The following is a 1,192-nucleotide window of genomic DNA, read 5'->3' on the forward strand; positions in this document are numbered from 1 at the left end:
ACAAGACACCATAAGATTTTTAGTTGAACGACACGAGATGCTACGAACAGTGTTTATTGAAAGAAATGGGGAGCCTAGACAAGTCATTTTAAACTCAATAGCGATTGACTTGATTCACGATGAGATTGAACACATGTCTAAAAAAGAACAACAAGAATATATTCGTACAACAATAAATCAAACGGATCATACACAATTTGATTTAGAAAAGGGCCCTCTTTTTAGGATTAGAATTTTTAATCTGAATAAGAAAAAGTCTTATTTATATATTAATTTACATCACATTATTACAGATGAGTGGAGTGTAAGGAATCTATTAGATGAAATAATGAAGGTATATAGTGCCTTTGCTAAACGTATGAATCCTGAGTTGCCAACTATTTCTAATCGATATGTAGATTATGCAGAGTGGGAACAGGCGCAGTTAAATTTAGGTCGATGGGATACAGAAAAATCTTATTGGATGGCCGAACTTGCAGCACCTCTTCCTATATTAAATCTTCCTTTAGATTTTAGTAGGAATCGTCAAAGTACAAATAAAGGTACAGTATTTGAAATGAAGTTAGATAATGAAATGAAAGAGTCTTTGAAACAAGTATGTGAACAAGAGAATGTTTCTATGTATATGCTATTTTTAGCAGCGTATATTCAATTGTTACATTATCTAACGGATCAAAAAGATATTATTGTAGGTACACCGGTTGTTGGAAGGAATCATCAAGAATTTGAAAAAATACAAGGATTTTTTGTAAATACCTTAGCGATCAGAACACAATTGAATGATGTGAAAAATTTAACACAGCTATTACAAGTAGTGAGAGAGAAATGTTTGAATTCATTCCAAAACCAATCGTACCCATTTGATAAAGTAATTGAGCAAATAAATCCTGATAGAAGCTTTGGGAATAACCCGATCTTTTCTACTATGTTTAGTTATCAGAAAGATATTCTGCAGCAACATGATGCGTATAAGCTTCAGTTGTTACCTAATAAACAAGATATTAGTAAGTTTGACATTTCTTTAGCTGTTGAAGAAGGATTGGATTATGTAGGGATTTCATTTGAGTATGATATTAATCTTTTCAAGGAAGAGTCAATTAACAGGTTTACTCAAAACTTACTTAATATACTGGACGCCTTTATTCATCAACGAACAGTAACATATGAAAATCTTTCATTCCTATCACAGGAA

General features: G+C 31.8%; 1 protein-coding gene. It reads left to right on the forward strand.

Annotated elements, in window-relative coordinates; translation table 11 throughout:
* Positions 1–1,192: condensation domain-containing protein (locus ABWK52_RS29180; protein WP_353772368.1), on the forward strand; the 1,192-nt coding region annotated here is incomplete at both ends.

Source organism: Bacillus sp. AP50 (assembly GCF_040492675.1).
GTDB lineage: Bacteria > Bacillota > Bacilli > Bacillales > Bacillaceae_G > Bacillus_A > Bacillus_A cereus.